We start from the raw sequence: 18,668 nt of genomic DNA on the forward strand, positions 1-18,668 counted from the left end.
ACCAGTCTAAGGGAGGGTGAAAAACTTCCTTTTGTTATTCTAGCAGCAATTTAAATGGATTAAACCATCAACTATTCTGCTACTGCGAAGGGATACTAAAAATCCTTTCGGTCCGCGCCATGGACGGCGCGGCATTGCACGATATGTCATAGAACTACTTCAATAACGTATTGCGATTTTTTGTACATGTTTTGCCGAAAGACAAAGCCTTATTTCGTTTTTATGCCTTTCCTCTGCACCTTTTCTCGCCAAATCAAACCACCACTCCGTGAAGTGTCAAACGCCCCCGAACTTTCGAAGGATAGTCGCGATTCAAGCGAATTTGTAAATTTTTATGATTTCTTTATGTCTTTGCTCCCGCTCTTTATATCCCCTTAATTGCACAACATATCCGGCATTGACAATATTTATCCCGATGAAAAAAGTATATCTCTACAACTACGAGGATGAAAAATGTTTTTGAAAAATCTCCGCATTGCCGGGATCAGCATCCTGCTGTTCACCGTCCTCACCGGTCTACTTTATCCGTTAGCAATTACCGGCATTTCACAATTAATCTTCCCATCCCAGGCTAATGGAAGCCTGATCACGAAGGATGGAAAAGTGGTCGGCTCGACCTTGATCGGACAGCCTTTCAGCGATCCGAAATATTTTTGGAGCCGTCTTTCGCCGACGAGTCCGTACCAGTATAACGCCGCGGCATCGACGGGCTCGAATTACGGGCCGCTGAATCCCGCGCTCCTTGCCGAAGTGAACCAAAGGATCGGCGATCTTAAAAAGGTCGATCCTTTGAATACGCAGCCTATCCCGGTAGATCTTGTTACTTCGTCCGGAAGCGGGCTCGATCCGCATATAAGCATAGCGGCGGCGCTGTACCAGCTTCCGAGAGTCGCAAGAGTCCGCGGGTTGAAGGCCGATCAGGTTCGTGACCTCATCGACAAATATACCGAGGGAAGATTTCTAGGATTTATCGGCGAGCCCGGAGTCGATGTGCTTAAGTTGAATTTGGCACTGGATGAATTGTCTTCCGGAAAGGGAGAATACCAACATTAAGTGTCATTCCCGCGCGATCTTGGCGGGAATCCAGGCTGCGCTTGACCAGATCCCCGATAGAAACATTCGGGAATGACAAAAAGAGGAAAATGAAAACTGAAGGTTTGGAGAAATAACAATGGATCTAATTTATCTTGGCATCACTGCTGCGCTTCTTCTATTGACATGGGGACTCATGAAAATATGCGAGCTTCCTCCCGAGGGTGCGAAATCTTCTTCGGAGGAAGAACAGAAATTTGGAGGAAAATCATGAACTGGCTCTATTTGGTTGCAGGAGTCATATCACTAGCTCTGTTTGTCTATTTGTTTATCGCACTTCTTAATCCGGAGAGATTCGAATGACACTTGAAGGCATATTTCAAATAATTTTTTACCTGCTCGTTCTGGTGTTTCTCGCCAAACCGCTGGGCGAATTCATGGCCAGGATATTCGAAGGAAAGAAAACATTTCTTCATCCGATTTTCGGGCCGGTAGAGAAATTTATCTATCGTGTTTCGGGAATCAACCCTGATGAGGAGATGGATTGGAAGCAGAATGCAATAGCGATGATGATCTTCAATGTCTTCGGAATCGCAATCGTCTATGCCCTGCAGCGGCTTCAACAATTTCTCCCGTTGAATCCAATGCATTTTGGTGCTGTAAGTCCTGATTCGTCGTTTAATACCGCGGTTAGCTTCGGGACTAACACCAACTGGCAGGGATATGGCGGCGAGACGACAATGAGCTATCTGACGCAGATGCTGGCGCTGACGACACAAAATTTTGTCTCAGCAGCAACTGGAATTGCGGTGCTTGTTCTTTTTATTCGCGGGCTTGTTCGTCATTCCGCGAAGACACTTGGAAATTTCTGGGTTGACCTGACGCGAAGTACCTTATATGTGTTGCTGCCGTTGTCGGTGATTCTTGCTTTACTCCTCGTGTCGCAAGGTACTGTACAAACATTCTCGTCATACGCAACGGCGAAATTTGTTCAGCCGACGGCAGACACCAGCGGAGCCGCAGTCACTGAACAGGTCATAGCCGTCGGTCCCGCCGCTTCACAAATTGCCATCAAGCAGCTTGGCACGAACGGCGGCGGGTTCTTCAACGTAAACTCTGCGCATCCTTATGAAAATCCGACTCCATTCTCAAATTTTCTTGAGATGATCGCAATCCTGCTTATCGGGGCTGCACTTTGCTTCACGTTTGGGAGGATGGTTGGCGACACGAGGCAGGGATGGGCTCTGATTTCTGCGATGCTGATAATATTAGTAGCAATGTTGTTTGTATGCTATCCGGCAGAACAAGGTGGAAATCCTCTCCTCGCAAAACTTGGAGTGGATCAGACTGCCAGTGTCTTCCAGTCTGGCGGAAATATGGAAGGAAAAGAGGTTAGATTCGGGATTGCTAATTCGGCTTTGTGGGCGACGATAACAACCTCGGCCTCGAATGGCTCGGTTAATTCGATGCACGATTCTTACACGCCGCTCGGAGGATTAATTCCTTTGGTCGCGATGCACCTCGGCGAAGTTGTTTTCGGCGGCGTTGGCTCAGGTTTATATGGAATGCTGGTGTTTGTAATTGTCGCGGTCTTTGTTGCAGGGCTTCTCGTCGGCAGGACACCTGAATATTTGGGACATAAGATTGAAGCGTATGATATGAAGATGGCATCCCTTCTCATTCTCATCATGCCGATCCTAGTCTTGATATTCACTGCATTGGCAGTTGTACTTCCAGCAGGGATGGCCGGAATAGCCAATCCTGGTCCGCACGGCTTTAGCGAAATTCTGTATTGCTTTACCTCCCAAGGCAACAACAATGGAAGCGCATTCGCGGGAATAGGTGCCAACACACCATTCTATAATATCACCGGCGCTATCGATATGTTTGTTTCCCGTTATTGGCTAGCAATTCCTACGTTGGCACTAGCTGGTTCGCTGGTCCGCAAGAAGAAAGTGCCGCCAAGCGAGGGAACTTTACCGACCTACACTCCTCTGTTCGTTTTCTGGCTGATCTCGGTAATCTTAATTGTCGGTGCGCTAAATTTTTTCCCCGCGCTTGCACTTGGCCCGGTTGTCGAACATTTAATGATGGTACACTGAACGACAATGAGCGCGGGCACATTTCGTCTGTTTAGACATCGTTTGCCGTACAGATTTCAGATTACAGTTGAATGGGATAATTTGCACAGTTCGCGAATTTTCATTCAACATTCTTATGGTTTGTCTGCGCTTATCTTTATGAGACATGTTGTTCATTCTCTTCTCTTTGTCTCGAGGTTGAGACGAAAGACTTCGCTTGAAAAAGGAAAACTTGTTTATGATTACAGAAACTTCACAGCTTAGAAGACCTTTAGGTTTAACAAAGGAAATATTTAAGCGCGCGCTTCTTGATTCGTTCCTGAAATTGAATCCGAAGAACATGATGCGCAACCCCGTCATGTTTGTGGTTGAAGTCGGAAGCGTCCTGACGACAGGATTATGGATGCAGGCACTTGTCGGCCATGGCGAGGCTCCTGCATGGTACATTGGAACGGTCTCTTTATGGCTCTGGTTCACGGTTCTCTTTGCCAATTTTTCAGAGGCACTCGCTGAAGGGCGAGGTAAAGCGCAGGCCGAGGGCCTTCGAAAGGCGCGTCGTGAAACGATGGCGAAGCTTCTTCACCAGCCGCGCCACGGAGCGAAATTCGAACTGGTTCCTTCCGCTTCGCTTCATAAAGGAGATTGTTTTATTGCCGAAGCGGGCGACGTAATTCCCGCTGACGGCGAAGTGATTGAAGGTATTGCATCGGTAGATGAGAGTGCAATAACGGGTGAGAGCGCTCCGGTAATCCGCGAATCCGGCGGAGACCGCAGTGCGGTCACTGGAGGAACGCGTGTGCTCTCAGATTGGCTGGTGATACGAATGACTGCCGATCCGGGTGCGGGGTTCCTCGATAAGATGATTCACCTGATCGAGGGAGCGAAAAGGCAGAAGACTCCGAACGAAATTGCGCTCGACATATTGTTGGCTGCGTTCACGATAATCTTCTTGATGGTTTGTGTCACGCTTCTCCCGTATTCTCTTTTCTGTGTTCAGGCTGCCGGACAGGGAACGCCTGTCACCGTGACCGTTCTCGTCGCACTTCTTGTGTGTCTCATCCCTACGACGATCGGAGGACTTTTATCTGCCATAGGAATAGCGGGGATGGACCGGATGATACGCCATAACGTTATTGCAACTTCAGGCCGCGCCGTTGAAGCTGCCGGTGATGTCGATGTTTTGCTGTTGGATAAGACCGGCACCGTGACGCTTGGCAATCGTATGGCGACCGAGTTCGTCCCCGCCTCCGGAATTTCAGCGGAACGTCTGGCAGATGCGGCGCAGCTGGCGTCGCTCGCCGATGAAACTCCGGAGGGGAGGTCAATCGTCGTACTTGCGAAAGAAAAATACGGTTTGCGAGGACGCGACATACAACAAATTGCGGCGCAGTTTGTCCCGTTCAGCGCACAGACGCGGATGAGTGGAGTGGATATTCAACCCGTCGAAGATTCCGCTCGCGGGGAAAGCAAAGCGTCTTTCAGAAGTATCCGTAAGGGTGCGGCAGATTCAATCAAGAAATTTGTCGAGGAGCAGAACGGAAAGTATCCTGGTCAAATAGAGCAAATTGTTCAGGATATCGGGCGTAAGGGTGGAACACCGCTAGTAGTTGCGGAGAACGGTGAAGTGCTCGGTGTAATTCATTTGAAGGACATCGTCAAGGGAGGAATTAAGGAACGGTTTGCCCAGCTCAGGAGCATGGGAATTAAGACCGTCATGATAACCGGCGACAATCCGCTGACGGCAACTGCGATTGCAGCCGAAGCAGGCGTGGACGACTTTCTCGCCGAGGCTAAACCCGAAGACAAGCTGAAGCTGATCCGCGATTATCAAAGCGGCGGACGACTTGTGGCAATGACTGGCGACGGCACAAACGATGCACCTGCACTTGCCCAAGCCGATGTGGCGGTAGCAATGAACACGGGCACTCAATCCGCACGTGAGGCTGCGAACATGATCGATCTCGACAGCAATCCTACGAAACTTATGGAAATCGTTGAGATAGGCAAACAGCTCTTGATGACGCGCGGAACTCTAACCACATTCAGCATCGCAAATGATGTCGCAAAGTACTTCGCAATCATTCCGGCAGCGTTTGCGACAACTTATCCCGTTCTAAATGCTTTGAACATCATGAAACTGGCTACACCTGAAAGCGCAATTTTGTCTGCAGTTATCTTCAACGCTCTCATAATAGTCACATTGATTCCGCTTGCTTTGAAAGGAGTTAAGTACAGGGCGGTGAGTGCGGTACATCTTTTGCGAAGACATCTCTTGATTTACGGTGTCGGCGGAGTAATTGCTCCCTTCATTGGCATCAAGCTCATCGATATGCTGTTGATGGCGCTAAGGGTAATATAAAAATGGTGCGATGTATTTTCATTTGTAATTAAAGCGATAACTGGAATGGACAGAAATGAAAAACCTCATTGCCTTATTCATCTTTCTTGCCGCGGCCGTGCTTGAAGTTGGCGGCGATGCTCTCATTCGAAAAGGTATGCGAGGAATGGGAATCGGCTTCATCGTCGCGGGACTTGCGGCAATCAGCTCATATGGTATAGTAGTCAACACGGTTAAGATGGATTTTTCAAAAATGCTAGGCGTGTATATATCCGTTTTTGTGATTGTGACTGCACTTTTTGGCAGATTCATCTTCAAGGAAACCATTCCTGGGGCAAGATTGATTGGAATAGCCATGATTGTCATAGGCGGGTTGGTCATCCAATTCTGGGCAAAATAAGACCGTCCCTCTTTTTCTTTCCATAATCTGGTTAAATTACTGATGCAATGTCAGAAATAAACGATAACCGTCCAGATCCCGATGCACTTCTTAACCTTATAAAAAAGGAAGAAGAGCGGAGCGAGAAAGGCAAGCTGAAAATATTTTTCGGCATGTGCGCCGGGGTTGGGAAAACGTACACAATGTTGAGTGAAGCACGGGATGTGGTTGCCAAAGGAATAGATGTAGTTATCGGGTATGTCGAAACTCATAAACGCATGGAGACCGCCGAACTTGTTTTGGGCCTCGAAGTGATTCCAAGGAAAAAGCTGGAATATCGAGGTACATATCTCGAAGAGATGGACATTGATGCCGTCCTGGCGAGAAAACCGAAACTAGTTCTGGTCGATGAACTCGCGCACACGAACGCTCCAGGGAGCCGTCATGCAAAGAGATACCAAGACGTTCTGGAGTTGTTGGATGCGGGAATCGATGTATATACTACATTGAACGTTCAGCATCTTGAAAGCAGGGCAGATGCAGTTGCACAGATAACCGGCACCACTGTCAGGGAAACGGTTCCCGACTCGATTTTTGAGTCCGCTGACGAAGTAAAAGTGATCGATATTTCTCCGGAGGATTTGCTCAAACGGCTCAGCGAAGGAAAGGTTTACACTCCAGATCGCTCCAGGCAGGCGGTCGCGAATTTCTTCAGAGAAGGAAACTTAGCTGCCCTTAGGGAAATGTCGCTGCGTCTCACGGCCGAAAGAGTTGATCGTGAACTCCGGGAATACATGCGAGGGAAACGGATTGCCGGACCATGGAAGTCCGGACAGAGGTTGATAGCGGCAATAAGTCCCAGTCCGCATTCGGTATCGGTCATTAGATGGGCGCGAAGAGTTTCTTACACTATGGATGCATCGTGGGTGGTTGTTTATGTGGAGCGGTCTGCCAAGTTGACCGTCGAGGAGAAAGATCAGCTTGCAAAAAACATGAAGCTGGCTAAAGAGCTCGGCGCAGAGGTGGTGACGACTTCGGATGAAAACATAGCGGATGCACTGATGCGGGTTGCCCACGAACAGAACGCCGGCCTGATGCTTGTCGGTAAGCCGGATCGAACTGTTTTCTCGCGGGCAGGCCGTCTCGTCGATGAAGTGATCCAAAAGAGCAAAGATTTAGATATATATATAGTCGGGCAGGAAGCGGGGGCAGGAAACAAAGTTAGACGAATGCTCTTCCCCGGACTTCAATCGAGTGGAGCGCAGTATTCTACGGCAATTGCGCTAGTTTTCCTGACTGCGCTCCTTTGCTATCCTTTGACACCGTTCATGGGATATAGAACCGTATCGTTCATTATTCTTTTAGTTGTGTCGCTTCTTCCGCTCAGGATGGGGCCCGGTCCAACTCTTCTCGGTGCAGCAATCGGCGTGCTTGCGTGGGATTTCCTCTTCATCCCTCCAAGGTTTACCTTTTCAGTAGGAAATCTTGAAGACGCGCTTTTGTTGAGTTTATACTTTCTAGTGGCCTCTGTTACCGGTGTCCTTTCCGCAAGGGTACGAAAAAGAGAGAAACTACTTCGGCAGCGTGAAGAAAAGACTTCGGCGTTGTTTTCCCTGACGAAGGACCTTTCATCGGCTCACTCTCAGGACGAAGTCATGCGGGCCGCCGTCTCCAATCTGAAAAAATACTTCAATGCCGACGTGGCGGTTATTCTCGGAGACACAGCGGGAGAAATTTTTCGAACCGCACATGATGCCAGCACCTTTTTCCCGGATGCGAAAGAAATGGGGGTAGCCGAATGGGTCTATTGGAATGAGAAGCGCGCTGGCAAAAACACTGACACCCTGCCGTCATCACACGCGACTTATTTCCCGATGTCCGGACCGCGTTATCCATTGGGAGTTATTGGAGTAAAGTTCTCCGACGATACCAGACTGTCTCTTGATCAGGAATCGCTTCTGGAAAATTTCATTTCCCAAATAACTTCTGCAATCGAAAGAGAGTTGCTGAATGAGGTAAACAAGAAATCGATCGTCCTCGCAGAATCGGAGCGACTTTACAAAACGCTTTTCAATTCCATCTCACACGAATTTAGAACTCCCATTGCCACAATCATGGGAATGTCGGAGAACCTTCTCTCAGCCGAGCCTGACACTCGGGACCGCAAATCTCAAATAAGTAAAGCGAAGGAAATCCACATTGCTGCAGAAAGGTTGAACCGCCTCGTCGCCAACTTGTTGGATATGACTCGGCTCGAATCAGGAATGATCCAGCCAAAATTGGACTGGTGTGATGTCAGGGACATAGTAAGCCAATCGATAAGAGGGCTCGAGAGAGAATTGATGCAGCGTACTGTAAGTATTAAAGTCGAGGATGATGTCCCTCTTCTCAGACTGGATTTTGTCTTGATCGAGCAGGCTTTGACGAATTTGATTCACAATTCAGCACTTTATACTCCGAAAGGTACTGAGATTCTTGTAAGAAGTTTTCTCGAAGAAGGGAAATGCGCAATTTCGGTGGCAGACTGCGGGCCGGGTCTGCAAGAAAAAGATACGGAGAAAGTCTTTGAGAAGTTTTATCGGGCTGCTAATGGCGGATCGGGTGGTACGGGGCTTGGGCTGACAATTGCGAAAGGATTCGTCGAAGCGCACCACGGCAAGATCACAGCGAGGAATCGACCTGAAGGTGGAGCAGAGTTTACGATCTATCTCCCTATCGATTCAAAAAATGGAATCAAGTACGATGGAATAACAAAAGAGGAGAGGACCTCTTGAGCAACGAGCCCGGACTAGGCGGGGTCGGCCCGCTCCGCCAAAGTGAGGACGAGGCGAGCAAGCCTGTAATCTTGGTCATCGATGATGAGACGCAGATCCGCAAGCTTCTTGAATTGACCTTGGAATCAAACGGATATCTCGTTCGTTCGGCAATGAAAGCAAACGAGGGGTTGGCGAAAGTCGCATCGGAACGACCTGAGCTCGTAATTCTTGACTTGGGATTGCCTGATATGGATGGATTGGAAGTATTGAAGAAGGTGCGGGAGTGGTCTTCGGTGCCGATCCTGATCCTTTCGGTTCGCAGCTTAGAGAAGGATATAATCGCCTGCCTGGATGCAGGTGCAGATGATTATCTCGTCAAGCCCTTTCGCACTGGTGAACTTCTCGCGCGCGTGAGAGCGGCGGTCAGACACCACCAGACTGCGCAAGGAAAAAATATTTTCTCTTTGTACGATTTGCAGGTTGACCTTTCGGCGCGGGTCGTGAAAAAGGGGAACGAAATCTTAAAATTAACGGCCACCGAATACGCGCTTCTGTCCCTCTTTGTCAAAAATGCAGGAAGGGTCTTGACGCACAAGTATATACTGGAACAAGTTTGGGGTCCGTCTTTTTCCGAAGAAACTCAGTACACGCGCGTTTATATCGGTCAACTTCGGAAAAAAATAGAAGACGATCCGACGACTCCCAAAATTATCATAACTGAATCTGGAATTGGATATAGATTTAGTTCAGAAGAATTTCAACCCTGACACGCTTTGATACAGCTTAAGACTGCTGCCCCTTCGCTATATCTCACTTACTTAGCTTCCTTTACGATGCGGAATCCTGCCGAGTTAACCCAGCCGCTGGTGCCGTCGTTACGGACAGAGACGCGGCAATTGTCAGAGCTGGCGTTCCATGATCCTCCTCTTACGACATGGTACGGTGTCTGAAGATTCTCGTCGCCCCATGCCGTACCGTCCGTAGGCGCTCCATCATAAGTGTTGTGGTACCAATCCATGCACCACTCCCAGGTGTTGCCGCTCAGGTCGTAAATCCCAAGTTCATTTGCCATTCTGCCGCCGACTTCGTGCGGCCTCCCTTTTGAATTTCCGACAAACCAACCGACGTCTTCCAGATAGTCGCTTCCACTGAACTTGTCTCCCTTCGTTAGGTTTCCACCGCGAGCGGCAAATTCATACTCGGCTTCAGTCGGCAGACGTACCGCATCTCCAAGTTGTGCCGAAAGCCATTGGCAATATGCCATGGCGTCGTCCCATGTTACATTGGTCACCGGCATTTTGCCTCGTCCCCATCCGTTGTCGTCCGCTCTCGGCCTGCCCGTGGCATCACAGAACGCGTCATACTGGTCGAAAGACACTTCGGTGGCACTCATATTAAAAGATTTTACATGAACCCGGTGAACGGGACGCTCGTCGCCGTACCCTTCACTGCTTCCCATCTGAAAGGAGCCGCTGTCGACGAGTACCCAGGTAACATTGCCGACGTTTACATAGTCGGTTTGTACGTTCTCGCGAAACAATCTGGCCGCGTCGTCGATCGCAGTCGATTTACCTGTGTTGAAGAAAGAGTGAGTGTATGCTTTGCTCCCGTCTGTTCCCACCAGGCGCAACTCAAATCCATTGTTGATCGCCTTGCCGGTCGCAACAATATTGACATTTAACTGATCCCTTAGCTGACTCAGCGTATGCGGGTCATTCGGATCCAGCGAAGTCAAACCAAGCGCATCCATCTGCGCTTTGAGAACATTATAAGGAAATATGGTGAACCTTTTCAAAACGGTCGTGTCCTGCTTAAGGACATTGAATAACTTAATATCCAATAAGGCATCACCCTCGAATCTCAAAATTGCCAAACCTATCGGCGGACTGTATCTGCTGAAAGGGCTATTGTAAGTTAAGCCTGTATACTTAGGAACTGCGACTTGGGAAAATGCACGGTTACTGACAGTCAAGCTGAGAACAATTAGAGTTGCCGAAAGGATGACTGCCTTTAGTTTCACTTCGATCCTACTATCAAGTTAACGGTTGAGCCTTTTTTGAGCTGTGTACCTGGTTTAGGTACCTGCCTGATGACTATTCCATCATTTGCCGGATCCGGTATCGTGCTGACTGCACCTACGGAGAGTCCGTTCAAGGACAAAATGCTTTTTGCCGTATTGAGCTGCGTGCCTGTAAGGTCGGGCACGGAGACAGTCGAAACGGCCGGCGGCGGCGTCACTATCTGTTCTTTTTGTGCTTCTTTTGAAGAGCTGACTTTGCTCCTCGCAGATGCCTTCAATGAACTGGGTTTTCGTGTCTCAGATGAAGATGCTTCTTGATCAGTGGATGTAGTCGGAGGCGGTACAGGTTTAGTTATCTCCGTCGAAGGAGCCTGTTGAGTTGGCCGGGCTGCGTTATTATTGATGTTTTCTCGGGACGGAAGAGAGTTTTCCTCGGTTCGCATCTGCCTTGTGTTCCCGCTGGGCGCGAGCAATCCATTAGAATTTCCGTTGCCGCTCTTCATCATCAATGTTATCCCTACGGCCAAAACTGCTACCATAGCGAAAGCTGCTATCAATAGCAACGCCTTGCTTTTTCCTTTTCCTTCGCCCTTCACTTCATATCCGGCCGGTTCCTCAATAACAGCCGGAGGCTTGACCCTTGGATGCTCGATTATGGAGGGCTCTCTTTCAATTGGCTGTTCAACGACTGGTGATGTTTTGATCTTCGCCGCCGGTTGTTCCTTTGGCAGCTCTGCTGGCAGAATTTCTCTCTCAAGCTGCTCGGACGATTTGGCGCTCGTCGATGAAGCGGTCGCGCTGGCATTGAATAGTCCGACAAGTTCGCCGCAGCTCTGGATTCTCTTCATGACATCCTTCTGCAAGCACTTGTCCACTATTCGTTCATACCATTGTGGCAACGGCCTTAGCCTGTTAATAGGTGTATACTGTCCGGTAGTTATCGCGTTGATCGTGATAGCAGAATTTGATCCACTGTAGGGAAATCTACCGGTAAGAGAGTAATACATCACTATTCCTAGAGAATATATGTCGCTTCTTCCATCCGCGACTTTTCCACTTGCTTCTTCAGGGCTTAAGTATTCAAAAGAATTTTGATCGCGATTGAACGAAAGTTGATTACCACTGGTCAATCGCTGAGTTCCAAAGCCGAACAAAATAATTCTTCCATCGTCATGAATGAATATACTTGAGCATTTGATATTGCCGTGCACTATGCCATGGCGGTGTGCATGGCCAAGGGCGTTGATTATCGGCATCAAAATACTGGTCATCTCGTCCGGCGATAGCGTACCATGCCGTGCGATTCTTCCTTCCAGGTTAATGCCTTTCAAGAATTCCATGGCCATATAGTGTATGCCGCTATCGACTCCCTCGTCATAGATTCTGATTATATTACTCTGTGAAAGCTTGTCGATTGCCCGTGCCCTTCGATGAAACCTATCTGTATAGTCGCGGTCCTGTGCCACACTCCGCAGCAATACTTTCAATGCGACTTCTTTTCCCAATGCCAGGTGAATTGCCCGGAAAATATTCGACGTGTCGGTCTTAACAACTTCTTCCAATACCTCGTACTTCGATGCGAGCGCACTCTTAACGTAACCGAGCGAATCGAAATTTACAGCTCCGCTTGACGATGCCTTTTCGGCAGCCTCACTGGAGGTCGCAAGTGATTTTCCGCAGTGTTCACACTTTCCAGCATCGCTCGCTACTTCACCTCCGCAATATGGGCACTTACCCTCTTTCTGTGCCCTTGCTTCGTCCGTCAAGTAAATAATCTTTGGGGCGTCTCCGGCAGCTGTTTGCCTTTTCTCATTTGCAGCGTTCGGTTCCATTTTATCCCTCCATTATCTTTGAGTACCAGCCTTGCAACTTGCATGGCTCGCATACTGCAACCCTGTGAGTCCAACCATCAAAGACTCGCGCAAGTTTTCTGCTCATCCAGATACTAGAAGCCATTGTCATGAGTTCCTGTTTAAGCCTGTTCACAGGACGCATTCTCATTTATCATTATCAGTTCCAGCCCACACTCAACGCCATATAAATCCTGGATTACATCATTCCCAAGGTACGGCTCGTCTATGAAAAAGTCAAGTTTCTCTTTTGGAAAAAATAACTTTTTGTCGGGCTACTCTTATTTCAGCGATTTGTCCTAAATGGAGTGTTTTCGCAGTTTATTTGACGTCAAATATGAGTCACCATTTTTATTGAAAAACGAATTAATGAATTTGACTCATTTGTGCAATCAATCCTTGGGCGTTTCACTCACAGGCAAACGGGATTACTCTGTCATTAGAGATAGTTCGCCAGGCGCTCGCCTTCGAAATGAGCACGTTTTTGGGAGAACTCGTCTTGCTTCTGACAGGCTTTGCATGATTTCAAAGGTCTTGAGAAATGCATAGCCATCAAAATACTGTCTCTTTTTCTTATGCTAATGTGATTAAATTCCTATTTGATCATTTTCGCTTCTGAGAGTTGAAAATTCTTGAAAGAAGGCAGTTGAAGACCCGGGAATATTTTAGAGATATTTAATGAATAATAGTGTTTATCATGCATCCGTCTTTCTAACTTTCATTGTCTTATCCATTTCGCGTTTTTCCCTTGTTTACGGGCAGGACACGACGCGCTCCTCTGTATTCAAAGACTACAGACCACCGAATTCGACGCAATTGATCAGGGCGTCTGATATTGAATACCAGCTTTGGGAAGGCTTCATGGTAGTCCACAAAGCGAACGAGGGTGACCCTGCGGCCCAACAGGAACTTGGACTCCGATATTTCCTCGGCAAGGGGTTTCCTGCGGACACGACAAAAGCCGCATACTGGATCGAAAAGGCAGCGAGGCAGAACATGTCCATTGCTCAATATAATTTCGGCGTTTTTCTCGACAATGGTTGGGGAGTAAAGTGGAATCCGTTCGAAGCCTACCGCTGGTTTAAAACCGCGGCAGATTACCACCTCCCCGAAGCTGAGTTTGTCATGGGTTTATTTTATACAGATAACCTGGTCGTGGCGCGCGACTGGGTAGAGGCATACAATTACGTGAAAGCTGCTGCTGATGCAAATTACGAACCCGCGCGTAAAGTGCTCCAGGAATTTATCAATAGGGGAATCACTGTTTCGAACGAGGCGGCCTCAATGCCTCCACGTGATTCGTCTTCTGCGAGGGTGTCCGCGGAGTCATTCAGCTCTGTCGAACCCGTTTACATTGACTTTGGAAAAGACACGACCACCCATGTGGATGACTTGACGCTCTTAAACGAAGCCTTCCACCAAGGAGATGAAGAATTCCGAAAAGCGCTCGGTGTGTCTAGAATGTTTGAGCCACAAGGTGATACAACGGGTATCGGTATAATCGAACGAGCTGCACAAAGCGGGATCCCCGAAGCGCTTGCGGTGCTCGGCCGCTGTTACGAAAAAGGTGTTGGTGTGCCGCGCGATAGAATTCTTGCTGCGGAACAATATCTTCGGGCGGCACGCTTAGATTCTCGTCGTGCTCCACTACTGCTTTTGAATCTTGTCCGCGAAAAGACTTTTCCTGAGGAAGTTGAAGCGCGAACTCGAAAGAACGACGACGATGCGGCATTCGTTTGGGCCGGCTTGGTTGAGCTTGGTTTAGATCAGCGAATACTTCAGGAACAGGCGTTCCATCTTCTTGTCGTTGCCGCCGACCATGGTAACATTCCTTCCCTCATCGAGCTCGGAAGATGTTATTTTACGGGACAATGGACGAAGCAGAATCCGGCCCTTGGCAACCAATGCTGGAAACGTGCTGTGATGGAAGGAAGTCGTGATGCTCAGATCAGGCTCTCCGCTGCGGAGATTTTATCGGACAGTTCGGGCTTGAATTCAGACAGCGTGCTGCCGATTGCGCGAGACATAGGCGATAAAGATCATGTTGAAAAAGCGGTTCGAACATTGGTTGTTGCATCTGATGAAGGATCATTGATCGGCCAGCTTGCGCTCGGGTATTGCTATGAACACGGAATCGGTGAGCCGCAAAACACGGCGGAAGCAGTTAGACTATATCGCAATTGCGCTCAGCGGGGTAGCAGAAGTGCGTACGACTCGCTGAAGCGACTGTATGATCAGTTAAGACCGAGCGATAAGGAGTTCGACGTATCCGGAGTAAACGGCGATTAATATTTCTTAATCGTAATTACTGCTGTACATTATGAATGAACCTTACCCATATCATGGCGTCTAAGATTATGATGGCACGCAGCGAGTTAAATATTAGTAGGGAGGTAGAGAGATGAAAACAATTTCAGCGTTCGCATTTTTCCTTCTCGTGTCAATCCTGTTCAAGTTTGGATATTCCGAAGCGTTTGCGCAAGGATCGACACCGCCAATCGCCGGCAGCGATTTAAATCGATTAGAATCTCAAGAGTTTTACGATTCGCAATTGAATCTTCTATGGGATGCAAATGACGCTCAATCAGACAGTCTTCTCGGCGTATTTTTCAACAACTGGAGACTCGAAACTCAAATCGTGGAAGAGCCTTTTTTCGATTCGCCGATAAGCAACGCGACAGCTTCGCTATTTACTTTTCTGCTGAACACAGATTTCCAGGTCTCTACTTATCCTTACAAGTATGCCGTCATCCAGGATCGTGTTGAAGCCACTATGCCATCATCGTCATGGTCCCCTACTAATGATGAAGAGTACACCCTGTTAAATTATCATCCGCAGTCCAGCGACCCGTTCCATCCGATTTATGTTATGTTGGATGGTAACTATAATGAAATGCTCTACGATTTTCTAGGGGATTGGTCTGAACTCAAAGCAGAGGGTATGCGGAACTTTTTCAAAAATTATGTGCCGATCGGACTCGATGCCGTTAGCTCCAATGGTCAAAATGATTGGTCACTGATCAGACACTGGTATACTCTTTCTTTTTCTTATGATCTTCAGGCGGCTAACGTCTCCGATCAAACACCATGGGGTACTGACACCTATGAATGTGTTGTGAATGCTTACGGCGAGTGGGAGAAAGTCCCGATCGCACCTATTGGGCCAACGCCTCTACCACCACCCGGGCCTCCTCCCGGCCCAACGCCCTATCCACCGCCCGGACCGCCGGGACCACCGCCTTCACCGCCGACTCCACCACCAGTGGTCGTAATTCATAATCCTCCTCCGCCAGCAGGACCACCGCCGCACCGAGAGCGTCCGTTGTCGCCGTCGACTCAACCTACAGCTCCGACGAATCCCAATCCGCCGACAAACCCAGTGGTGCGCCCGAGACCGATCAATCCGCCGGAGCATAATCCGGTCACTCCTCAAAATCCGAATTCGCCTGAACGTCGAGCGCCTACCTCACCGCCGCCACACGAGCCGCCACCACCGCAAAGCCCGCCGGAACGGCCGACACAGAATCCAACACGGGGAAACCAATCACCTCCACCGCAGAACCATGCTCCTACTGAGCGGCCTCGGACTGTTCAGCCGTCTCAGAATAATACGACGCCAAATCATGATTCTTCGCCGAAGTCTCCGCCTCCATCGGATAAAAAAGCACAGGATCAGAAGAAAGATCGACCGAGATAGTGGTTGCTGTATTGAGTTATGCCAGCCTTGTCAAAGTACCTGTTCACATCGACAAGGTTGGTTTTTCCTTCCGTTGATTCCGTCGTTTCTTGGAACTAAGTTGTTTGAGTTGACCACGATATAGAAGAGGGCTAAAGCTCTCTCGCTTTTGTGGTTGTCGTTGTCCCGACCTTGAGGTCGGGATCAATCATAACAAATCTTGATCTGTACCATGAAGAATAAGAATAATGTTCGCGCGACAATGGAATCCGATCTTTCTCAATTGACACTTCTGGGCAAGGGGACGAAGCCGCAGAAGAAACTTGAGACTTTTCCGAATCATCATCCCCGTCGTGATTATGTAGTGACTCTCCGAACCGGTGAATTTACTTGCGTGTGTCCGGCGACTGGACAGCCGGACTTTGGCAAACTGACCATCCAGTACATCCCGAATAAGAAGATCGTTGAGTCAAAGTCTATGAAACTATACCTCTGGTCATACCGCAACGAAGGTGTGTTCCATGAACATGTTGCGAATGTAATCCTCGATGATTTGATCGAGGCATTAGCACCGCGATGGTGTAAAGTGACGGCGGAGTTTGCGGTACGCGGTGGGATTTCAATTACAGTGGAAGCTGAGCATGGTAAGAAATGAGAGGCGACCCCGCGCCGGGGGAAAATACACTCACGCAGTTGAAGTATTCCTAACCGGTAAAGGATTTCTTTGACGCACGTGCCTGTGCTTAGGTAATGGTGTTTATCTACTTCATCAGGAGTAATTTCCTCACCGAAACAAATCTCTTTCCGTCGTTTCCGAATGCACTGATCCTGTAATAGTATGCTCCGCTGGCTAATCTATCCATGTTCACGGTTTCGTTATATCTTCCGGCATCCATTAGCCCGTAACTCCAACACTGTACTTTCTGCCCGAGCATGTTGTAAATCTCGAGCGTGACCCGCGATGCCTGCTTCAAATCGAATCGTATGGTTGTCGATGGGTTAAAAGGATTGGGATAATTTTGGTAAAGAGCGTACTCCTCCGGAACACCTACAGTCGCCTTTAGTGTTGTGAGATCTTTCGTAATTCCACCGGTTGTCACGCTTTGGATTTTGTACTGGTAAGTTGAACCAGATTTGACTTTCGTATCCATGAACGCGTAACTCCTGCCGACAGAATTCGTTCCCATCCCTTTCAGTGCATTGTTGCTTCGATAATTTGCAATCGGCATGAATGAAGCTATCCCCGGATCCTGGCGAAGGATATTGAAACCTGCATTGTTCACCTCAGATTGCGTCTTCCACGAAAGCGTGACCGACCCGAAGTCCGGCTTCGCAAGGAAGTCATTTGCTTGGACAACAAGCGAGGCATCCAAGCCGTTTGGATTCCCGCCCAATTCCAGGTCCCCAATCTGGATGGTGCCTCTGATAGAAAATCCCAGCACCCTTCGAACAGTAGCTCCCCATTTTGCGTTGTTCAAGTCGAAGCTAAGATTCCTGGCAAATGACTGCCAGCTTCCGTTTTTGATCTGGCTTCCAAGATAAAAAGAAATTGTATTGCCGGAACCAGTCGTCGTCTCCCCATCGCTCGAGAAATATTGCAGGTAGACGGAAGTCCCGTTTGAGTCAGTTACCCACACTTTCAACATAAAATCGGAACTCGACTTAACTTGTGCAGTGATTGTATTGGCGAGCCAGCGGCCGTACTTGTCAACGCCAAAGTCTAGACCGCCGGATGTGGATAGATTCATGGTTCGTGCATTAATTGTGGAATCAAAACCCACCGAGGTGGTTCCATTTCCTAACGTTGAAATCCAGCCATGGTTGAGTGGGGAATCACTGTAACTAAAATCATCTAAAACCAACGGATGAACGGCAAGCGAGAACGACTGAGTATCTGCATCGGCATGCTGGTCTCTAACTAGAATTGAAACCATATGCGTTATCGAATCCGTTGCAGGGGCAGTGCCGATGAGAATGCCGTCCGGAGACATGGATAACCAGTCCGGCCCACTGAGCTTAATATATTGCAGCGTATCGGTAAGGTATGATCCTGTAGCATAGACAGAATAGTAATATGTTGCATTAGGAGCGACTACCGTGTCGGGCGGTGAACTGATCTCGATTGCACCGATAGGATCTACGACATGGAGATTAAACGAAATTGAATCTTTGTCGCCGTGCTGGTCGCTCGCAACGATCGTTACCGGGAAGACACTGACGGAAGATGGGGCGATGCCTGAAAGAACTCCGGTGTTGCTAATCTGCAGCCATGATGGAGCGACGGACAGATTATAGGAAATGATATCACCGGGATAGACACTCGCGGTCTGTATTTGGCTGGAGTAGTTTGCATTATTTGCAACCATCGTGTCCGGCGAGGAAACTATTTTCAATTGAACGGGAAGCTTCTTTCGGAGATACATCCCGCTGATCTTCATGATACCGCCCTGATAGCACGTGCAAGCAACCGCTACGTTCATGGTCGAAACGTTCGAAGGTATGATGAGAGTTTGGTTCCCATTTACAGACTGCTGTA

The 18,668-nt window shown here is 48.5% G+C and carries 14 protein-coding genes; 11 read left to right on the forward strand and 3 right to left on the reverse strand.

Features of this window, described 5'->3' with window-relative positions; all coding sequences use genetic code 11:
- The first annotated feature begins 453 nt into the window (after positions 1-453).
- The 8 genes from kdpC to VLX91_11220 all read left to right on the forward strand — a co-directional run bounded on the left by kdpC (position 454) and on the right by VLX91_11220 (position 9,353).
- A complete protein-coding gene (kdpC, locus tag VLX91_11185) occupies positions 454-1,053 on the forward strand; it encodes a potassium-transporting ATPase subunit KdpC (GenBank protein HUI30772.1) in 600 nt (199 codons plus the stop codon).
- A 118-nt stretch (positions 1,054-1,171) separates the two neighbouring features.
- Entirely contained in the window at positions 1,172-1,306 is a 135-nt protein-coding gene (locus VLX91_11190) for a hypothetical protein (GenBank protein HUI30773.1), read from the forward strand.
- A complete protein-coding gene (gene kdpF / locus VLX91_11195) occupies positions 1,303-1,395 on the forward strand; it encodes a K(+)-transporting ATPase subunit F (GenBank protein ID HUI30774.1) in 93 nt (30 codons plus the stop codon). Before VLX91_11190 ends, kdpF begins: the two co-directional genes overlap by 4 nt.
- Positions 1,392-3,134, forward strand: coding sequence for a potassium-transporting ATPase subunit KdpA (gene kdpA, locus VLX91_11200; protein HUI30775.1), 1,743 nt, complete (start codon positions 1,392-1,394; stop codon positions 3,132-3,134). Before kdpF ends, kdpA begins: the two co-directional genes overlap by 4 nt.
- A gap of 217 nt (positions 3,135-3,351) precedes the next feature.
- Positions 3,352-5,472, forward strand: a complete 2,121-nt coding sequence (gene kdpB, locus VLX91_11205) for a potassium-transporting ATPase subunit KdpB (protein ID HUI30776.1) — start codon at positions 3,352-3,354, stop codon at positions 5,470-5,472.
- Between the two features lie 55 nt (positions 5,473-5,527).
- Positions 5,528-5,851 carry a hypothetical protein gene (locus VLX91_11210; GenBank protein HUI30777.1) on the forward strand — a complete coding sequence of 108 codons (324 nt, stop codon included), beginning with the start codon at positions 5,528-5,530 and terminating at the stop codon, positions 5,849-5,851.
- Positions 5,852-5,898: 47 nt separating this feature from the next.
- Positions 5,899-8,604: a sensor histidine kinase KdpD gene (locus VLX91_11215; GenBank protein ID HUI30778.1), complete on the forward strand. Its 2,706-nt coding sequence runs from the start codon at positions 5,899-5,901 to the stop codon at positions 8,602-8,604.
- Complete coding sequence (locus VLX91_11220; protein HUI30779.1) at positions 8,601-9,353, forward strand: response regulator; 753 nt, start codon at positions 8,601-8,603, stop codon at positions 9,351-9,353. Before VLX91_11215 ends, VLX91_11220 begins: the two co-directional genes overlap by 4 nt.
- 47 nt (positions 9,354-9,400) lie before the next feature.
- Here VLX91_11220 and VLX91_11225 read toward each other — a convergent pair whose 3' ends face one another.
- Positions 9,401-10,606, reverse strand: a complete 1,206-nt coding sequence (locus VLX91_11225; protein ID HUI30780.1) for a formylglycine-generating enzyme family protein — start codon at positions 10,604-10,606, stop codon at positions 9,401-9,403.
- Positions 10,603-12,438 carry a protein kinase gene (locus tag VLX91_11230; GenBank protein ID HUI30781.1) on the reverse strand — a complete coding sequence of 612 codons (1,836 nt, stop codon included), beginning with the start codon at positions 12,436-12,438 and terminating at the stop codon, positions 10,603-10,605. The genes VLX91_11225 and VLX91_11230 overlap by 4 nt, the downstream gene beginning before the upstream one ends.
- Positions 12,439-13,134: 696 nt before the next feature.
- On the opposite strand from VLX91_11230, the gene VLX91_11235 reads away from it, so the two are divergent.
- The 3 genes from VLX91_11235 (at position 13,135) to queF (ending at position 16,787) form a co-directional block, all read left to right on the forward strand.
- Positions 13,135-14,745 (forward strand): tetratricopeptide repeat protein, encoded by a 1,611-nt coding sequence (locus tag VLX91_11235; GenBank protein HUI30782.1) that lies wholly within the window; start codon positions 13,135-13,137, stop codon positions 14,743-14,745.
- A 112-nt stretch (positions 14,746-14,857) separates the two neighbouring features.
- A complete protein-coding gene (locus VLX91_11240) occupies positions 14,858-16,153 on the forward strand; it encodes a hypothetical protein (protein HUI30783.1) in 1,296 nt (431 codons plus the stop codon).
- A gap of 211 nt (positions 16,154-16,364) precedes the next feature.
- A complete protein-coding gene (queF, locus tag VLX91_11245; GenBank protein ID HUI30784.1) occupies positions 16,365-16,787 on the forward strand; it encodes a preQ(1) synthase in 423 nt (140 codons plus the stop codon).
- Positions 16,788-16,893: 106 nt separating this feature from the next.
- Here queF and VLX91_11250 read toward each other — a convergent pair.
- Positions 16,894-18,668, reverse strand: a 1,775-nt coding sequence (locus VLX91_11250) for a putative Ig domain-containing protein (GenBank protein ID HUI30785.1), incomplete at its 5' end; no start/stop codon positions are given.

The organism is Candidatus Acidiferrales bacterium (assembly GCA_035515795.1).
Lineage (GTDB): Bacteria > Bacteroidota > Ignavibacteria > Kryptoniales > JAKASW01 > JAKASW01.

Coding starts and splice junctions, on each gene's coding strand:
- kdpC (HUI30772.1), top strand. CDS start 454: ATGTTTTTGAAAAATCTCCGCATTGCCGGGATCAGCATCCTGCTGTTC.
- VLX91_11190 (HUI30773.1), top strand. CDS start 1,172: ATGGATCTAATTTATCTTGGCATCACTGCTGCGCTTCTTCTATTGACA.
- kdpF (HUI30774.1), top strand. CDS start 1,303: ATGAACTGGCTCTATTTGGTTGCAGGAGTCATATCACTAGCTCTGTTT.
- kdpA (HUI30775.1), top strand. CDS start 1,392: ATGACACTTGAAGGCATATTTCAAATAATTTTTTACCTGCTCGTTCTG.
- kdpB (HUI30776.1), top strand. CDS start 3,352: ATGATTACAGAAACTTCACAGCTTAGAAGACCTTTAGGTTTAACAAAG.
- VLX91_11210 (HUI30777.1), top strand. CDS start 5,528: ATGAAAAACCTCATTGCCTTATTCATCTTTCTTGCCGCGGCCGTGCTT.
- VLX91_11215 (HUI30778.1), top strand. CDS start 5,899: ATGTCAGAAATAAACGATAACCGTCCAGATCCCGATGCACTTCTTAAC.
- VLX91_11230 (HUI30781.1), bottom strand. CDS start 12,438: ATGGAACCGAACGCTGCAAATGAGAAAAGGCAAACAGCTGCCGGAGAC.
- VLX91_11235 (HUI30782.1), top strand. CDS start 13,135: ATGAATAATAGTGTTTATCATGCATCCGTCTTTCTAACTTTCATTGTC.
- VLX91_11240 (HUI30783.1), top strand. CDS start 14,858: ATGAAAACAATTTCAGCGTTCGCATTTTTCCTTCTCGTGTCAATCCTG.
- queF (HUI30784.1), top strand. CDS start 16,365: ATGAAGAATAAGAATAATGTTCGCGCGACAATGGAATCCGATCTTTCT.